Origin of the sequence: Phenylobacterium sp. (genome assembly GCF_044236515.1) — a bacterium.
Taxonomy (GTDB): domain Bacteria; phylum Pseudomonadota; class Alphaproteobacteria; order Caulobacterales; family Caulobacteraceae; genus Phenylobacterium.
The window spans coordinates 1-5,669 of record NZ_JBIIGK010000170.1; the positions used below are offsets into that span (position 1 = coordinate 1).

The 5,669-nt window shown below is 65.8% G+C and carries 6 protein-coding genes; 4 read left to right on the plus strand and 2 right to left on the minus strand.

Annotated elements, in window-relative coordinates:
* On the plus strand, positions 1 to 701 hold a 701-nt coding region (locus ACILRF_RS13925), incomplete at its 5' end, for an oligosaccharide flippase family protein (protein ID WP_395673895.1).
* Positions 702 to 711: 10 nt separating this feature from the next.
* Here ACILRF_RS13925 and ACILRF_RS13930 read toward each other — a convergent pair.
* Together ACILRF_RS13930 and ACILRF_RS13935 are read right to left on the minus strand one after the other, a co-directional pair.
* Entirely contained in the window at positions 712 to 1,218 is a 507-nt protein-coding gene (locus ACILRF_RS13930) for a glycosyltransferase (protein WP_395673897.1), read from the minus strand.
* Positions 1,215 to 1,667: a glucuronosyltransferase gene (locus ACILRF_RS13935; protein ID WP_395673899.1), complete on the minus strand. Its 453-nt coding sequence runs from the start codon at positions 1,665 to 1,667 to the stop codon at positions 1,215 to 1,217. The genes ACILRF_RS13930 and ACILRF_RS13935 overlap by 4 nt, the downstream gene beginning before the upstream one ends.
* Before the next feature lie 166 nt (positions 1,668 to 1,833).
* On the opposite strand from ACILRF_RS13935, the gene ACILRF_RS13940 reads away from it, so the two are divergent.
* The 3 genes from ACILRF_RS13940 to ACILRF_RS13950 all read left to right on the plus strand — a co-directional run bounded on the left by ACILRF_RS13940 (position 1,834) and on the right by ACILRF_RS13950 (position 5,278).
* Complete coding sequence (locus ACILRF_RS13940; protein ID WP_395673901.1) at positions 1,834 to 2,976, plus strand: acyltransferase family protein; 1,143 nt, start codon at positions 1,834 to 1,836, stop codon at positions 2,974 to 2,976.
* Positions 2,977 to 3,068: 92 nt separating this feature from the next.
* The gene (locus ACILRF_RS13945; RefSeq protein WP_395673903.1) at positions 3,069 to 4,391 is read left to right on the plus strand and encodes an O-antigen ligase family protein; all 1,323 of its coding nucleotides are present in this window, start codon (positions 3,069 to 3,071) and stop codon (positions 4,389 to 4,391) included.
* Entirely contained in the window at positions 4,370 to 5,278 is a 909-nt protein-coding gene (locus ACILRF_RS13950; RefSeq protein WP_395673905.1) for a sulfotransferase family protein, read from the plus strand. The genes ACILRF_RS13945 and ACILRF_RS13950 overlap by 22 nt, the downstream gene beginning before the upstream one ends.
* Positions 5,279 to 5,669 lie beyond the last annotated feature (391 nt).

Genomic DNA, 5,669 nt, shown 5'->3' on the forward strand with positions numbered 1-5,669 from the left:
TCTTCCCCGCCATGGCCCACGTTCAGAACGACACCCAGCGCCTCAACCGAGCGTTCCGCCGCGCCCTCGCCATCGTCACCATGATCACCCTGCCCGTCAGCGTCGTTCTGGTGGTGCTGGCGCCCGAGTTTGTCACGGTCGTTCTGGGTCCCCGGTGGACCGGCATGATCCTGCCGTTTCAGGTGCTCGCCGCCACGATGCTGTTCCGCACCAGCTACAAGATGAGCGACTCCCTGGCACGGGCGCGGGGCGCGGTGTACCGGCGCGCGTGGCGCCAATGGGTCTATGCGGCGGCGGTCTTCGCCGGGGCCTTGATCGGTTCTCATTGGGGATTGGGAGGCGTCGCCTTAGGCGTCGGCGCGGCGATCGTCCTGAACTTCCTCCTCATGCTCGACCTCGCGCTGCGCATCACGGGGCTCTCGTGGGGTTCGGTGTTCGGCCTCCATGCGCGCCTCGGACTCGCAGCCGCCGCCGTGTTCGCGGCCACCTGGGCCGCCGCCGCCTGGGCCAGGTCCCAAGCGCTGCATCCCGTGTTCGTGGTGATGCTCGGCGGGACGGCCGCCCTCGCGGTGCAGGGCGCCGTCATCGGCATCGGCCGCCCATGCCTTGGCGCAGATGGCGCGTGGGCTGTCCGAGCCATTCGCGAACGCCTGGGATCAATGGTTCTGAAATTCGGCGCTCGCACCCGCCAGGCGGTGTGAGCCGCAACGGCTAGACGTCGAGCCCGGTCCGACCGCGCCGTGAGGACGCGTGGATAAATGCGCTAAGTTCGCAGAGCAGCCTTTCGCTCGCACCGCTCGGGCGGCCCGACGACCGCGGCGCACGGAATTCGTCGAGCATCTGGACGAGGACCTTCTCGTCCTGGGCTAAGCTGACGTTCGCCTGAGCGGCCATGCGTCCGGCGGTGGCGAGTTGGTGATCATTGCGATGTTCGCCCAGCGCGGCGCGCCGCGGGAGGATGAACAGCGGCTTGCCGAGCTCGATCGCAGTTATGATCGAGCCCATCCCGGCGTGCGCCACGATAAGGTCAGCAGCCTCCACCCGCCGCGCAAATTCATCCGCCTTCAGGAAAGCGTAAGCCTCCATCGCCGTTGGCTGATAGGTCGTCGCGCCGACCTGCGCGACCACATCGCGCCGACCTCGGGTCGCGGCCCAGCCGTCGACAGCCCTGACGAGGCGGTCGAACGGCAACTGAACGCCGACCGTGACGAAGATCATATGACGCTCCCGAGGAAGTGCGGGCCTTCCGGCCGCGCCACATGCGGCCATTGCGTCAGCCACAGGTCCGCATGCGGCCCGGCGAGACGTCCGGACATCGAGAGCTGCTCCGCGTTGGCGAGACTGTCGAGCCAGACCGTGCGGGCCCCGAAGATCCGCGCGAGCCGTATGGCCACGTAGCCCGGCGCCGCGCCCGTCGAAATGACGACATCCGGCCGCTCGCGCAGCACAACCCACCCCATCGAGAAAATCAGGCGGACCATCCCGAGCCAGGTCCCGCGGTTGGCGTCAGGCACGACGTGGAAGCGCACGCAATCGGGGAGCCCTTGCTGATCCAGCGTACTGACGAGGACCGTCTCGCAACCTTCCAGGGCCGGCGTCAGCCGCATCAACTGCGTCCAGTGGCCGCCGGCCGAAGCCACCGCCAACACTCGGCGAGGTCGATCCACTCTGCGCTCCTCCGGTCTCGCACTGGACGGCGCGCGCGCCGTCACCGAAGACGCTAGCAACGCGGGAAAGGGGCAGCCACCGGACCCCGCCAGCGTTTTTGTCCAAAGTTATGTTCGCCCCCAAATTTGGCTGCCAGAGATGCCTCGTTCTTTTTCGGGGCTGAACATGCGCCAACACACGCCTCCGTGGGCGGCGGGCTCGGGAAATATCCCAGGGTTGGATGGGCTGAGGGCCATCAGCATCCTGATCGTCATGGCCTCGCACCTGATTACGGACAGGATTCCGGGCGGCCTCGGCGTCTATGTATTCTTCGTCATCAGTGGGTTCCTGATCGCCCACCTGATGTTCTCAGAGGCGGAGAAGACGGGCCGCGTCTCATTGCGGAAATTCTACCTCCGCCGGGCTTTACGCCTCTATCCGGCGCTCATCGTCTATGTCCTGGTCACGACGCTATACTGCGTGGCGGTCGGGTTTGCGATCTCAGGAACTGATGTCGCTTCGGCGCTCCTGTATTTCGCCAATTACCACAAGTCGCAGCCTTTCGGGATCATCTGGTCTCTGTCCGTCGAGGAACACTTCTACATCCTGTTCCCCTCGCTCGTGGTGTTGCTGCGGGCGAACGCCAAGGCCGTGGCCGTCGCCGCATTGCTCGTATGTCTGGGCTGCCTCGCGCTCCGGCTGGCCGTCGGTTCATTAGAGCCGCAACTTGCCGCCGCGGGCGACTTCTACAACCACACGCAATACCGCCTCGACTCCATCGCCTTCGGCGTCCTGATCGCGGCGGTCTACAGGACGAGCGGCGGCCACGCCCTGCTCCGTCCCCTCTCCCACCCGCTGTGCGGCATCGTGGCTCTGCTGACGGTTCTCGCCTGCCTCATCTTCCGCGACCCGTACTTCCGGGAGACCATCCGTTACAGCCTTCTTGGCCTGAGTATTGCGGTCATTCTGGTCGGCGTCCTTTTCCGGCCGACCGCGCCGACCCGGCTGCTCGACAGCGCGCCCCTCGTGTGGATCGGCAAGCTCAGCTATTCACTGTATCTCTGGCATTATTTCGTGAAATTCGGGTTCGTCACTCTGTTCCCGGAAACGAGTGTCGTGGTCTACGCGCCGCTGCTAACGGCCCTGTCCTTCGCCTTCGCCGCCGCTTCCTACTACTGGCTTGAGCGGCCGATGCAGGCTCTGCGTAAGGCGCTCAATCCCGCCGATCCCAAGGTTGCCGAGACCCGCTCCGCGACAGTCATCGACGGCCTTGCCGCGCCCAGCCGGATGAGCGAGGCGCCCGCCAGATCCACCGAGGCCGCAGCATGACTCCCGTCGCCGGCCACCCCGCCCCGCTGGCTCGCAGATCGCGGCGTAGCCTCCCCTCGCCGCAAGCGCTGGTCGCCGGGTCCTTTTTCTTCATGGCAGTGCTGCTGTCGGTGGCGACGATGACCTGGAGCATCGGCGGCCTGCCGGTCCGCGCGGCCGCGGCGGTCGCCGGCATCCTCGTCTTGGCGGCGGGCGATCCGCAGCTTGTTGTCAAAGTGCTCTACCGGGTGCGCGGGCTGCTTCTGCTTATCCTCGGGGTCGCCCTACTCGGGGCCGCCATGAGCCTCCTCAACGGCATCGATATTGTGAAGCTGCTGCGTGAGCTGCTGGAGATCCATGTCCAGAGCGCAGTGTTCCTGATCCTGACCGCGATGGTGGCGAGCGTTTGCGGGGGAACGACGGTTGTCCTGCTGTTCGTGGCGGCCGTCGGAATCAGCGCGGCGTTCGCCCTCGGACAGTTCGTCGGCGTCGAGGCTGCCTGGAGCGTGCGCGACACACTCGCTCGGGTGACGCACGAAGTGGTTCGGTATGACCGGCTGCGGGCGCCGGGCCTGGCCAACACCGCGATCGCATTGGCTACCCATCTTACCTTGGCTTTGGCCGCGGTTCTCGTTTGGCGGCAACGGCTCGGAGAGGCGGTCGGCGCGCCCCGGCGTATGGACTTGGCGGTCGTCGGCGCGGTGGCGGCCTTCTGCCTGGCCTGTCTGGCCAGCGGGAACCGCTCTCCCATCCTGGGCGCCGCCTTGTTTCTGGTGATCTATTCAGCGGTCCGAGCGCCACGCGCGTTTCTTGTCGCCAGCCCGTTCGTGCTGTTGGCGGTCCCCTTGGCCGGGCTCGCCATGGAGTCGCTTCAAGGCACCGGCCTTCGGGCGTTCACCCTCGGCGACAAGTCTACGGAGGGCCGCGAGACGCTGATCTACTACGGCCTCGAGCTGCTCCGCGACCGGCCCATCGGATACGGCCTCGGCTTCGACCCGACCTTGTACTGGGGAGATTATGCGGACTTCCTGCTCCGGTTCTCAAACCCGGGGCCGGTCTCACAGTTCGAGTTGCACAACTATGCACTGACGATGCTGAACTATTACGGCATCGGCATACTCATGTTCGTGCCGCCGGTACTCATCATGATGCGGCGCAACGCAACCGTCTTACTCGCCTTCCTACCATACATAATCCACATCATGTTCCACAATTACGGGCCACTGGCGAAGAACGACGCCTTAGTATTCGTGATCTTCGCCATTGCGATGATGCCGATGTCGCTCAGGTCGAGAGCCGCGGCCGCCGCACCGGGCCACACGCGCATTGCATCGCTTCCCGCGATCGGGATGTACCCGACCCTGCGAAGATCAGAACCCCGCAGCACATTAGCCCCCAGGAGAGAGCGCCCTCAATGGTCACGCCGAACGGTATAATCGCGGGTGTCAACAAGGCCGGCACCACGGCCATCTTCCACGCCTTGGCGCAGCAGTCGAACGTCGCCGTCTCCAACGTCAAGGAGACGCACTTCTTCAACCCGTTGGAGTTCGGGGAGCCGCTGGCGCCCCTGTCCGAGTACGAGAGCTACTTCCCCGCGAAAACCAACGCCGCCGCCGTTGTCGAGGGGACGCCAAGCTATTTCTATGGCCGCGAGCGGCTCGCCCGCGGCATCGACGCGGCGCTGCCGGGCGTGCGGATCGTCGTTATCCTGCGGGAGCCTGGCGCGCGTGCCTATTCGCTGTGGCGGTTCTCGCGTTCTCGCCTGCGCATCGCACAGGACCTCAGCTTCCGCGCATACCTGGAGCGGTGCAAAGAACTCGGCGATCGACCCCAGCAGGAGCGTGGGCTGACCGGTTGGCGGGCGCTGAGCGGCGGGATGTATTCGCGCTACTTGCCGGCTTGGCAGGAGATCTTCGGATCACGGCTCCTGGTCGTCTTCTACGACGACCTGAGGTCGGATTTCGAAGGGACCATGGAGCGGATCACGGCGCACTTCGGCGTCGAAAGGCTGGCCTCAGGCGCCCCGGCAAAGGAACACAACGTCACGACCGACGTGAAGAGCAAGGCGCTTCAGCGCGTCGCGCTGACGCTCAACAACGCTGGTGAGCATCTCTGGCAGAAGGCGCCGGCCGTGAAGGCGGCCCTCCGGAACAGCTATTACCTCCTGAACGGAAAGAAGGTGCAGCAAGACCGCATGTCGGCCGCCGATCGCGAGTGGCTTAACGACTACTTCGCCGACGAGATCGTCCAGCTGCGGAAGCAGACCGCCGGCCTGCAGCGGCCGGCCTGGCTGGCTCCAGAAGCAGCGCTTGTGACCGCTTAGGGTTGATCCCGGTCCGGATCACCCGGCCAAGCGCAGCAGGAGGGCAATACCCGCCCAGAGCGATCCGGAAAGGAGAATGATCAGAACGGCGGCCACCCACGGCCGCCATCGCCGCATGTCGCCGCCGGGCTTAGGGCGATCAGCCTCCATCCTCGCGCCGGCTCCTCATGTCTCACCACCCTCACGGCGACCGCACGGACTGTTGCGGCCCGCGAGTTCGACGCTCGCGCCTGGCTGCGGCTCACCCGTGCCTGTCCCGCGCGAAGACAGCAATAACCGATGTTCGGATGGCCGCCTCCAAGCCGGCGCCCGCCCCTGCAATGTGTCCGATGATGGGGTCTGAGGCGCGCCCGCGGGCTATTAGCTTCCGTTTCTGGTCGCAACGCCCCGC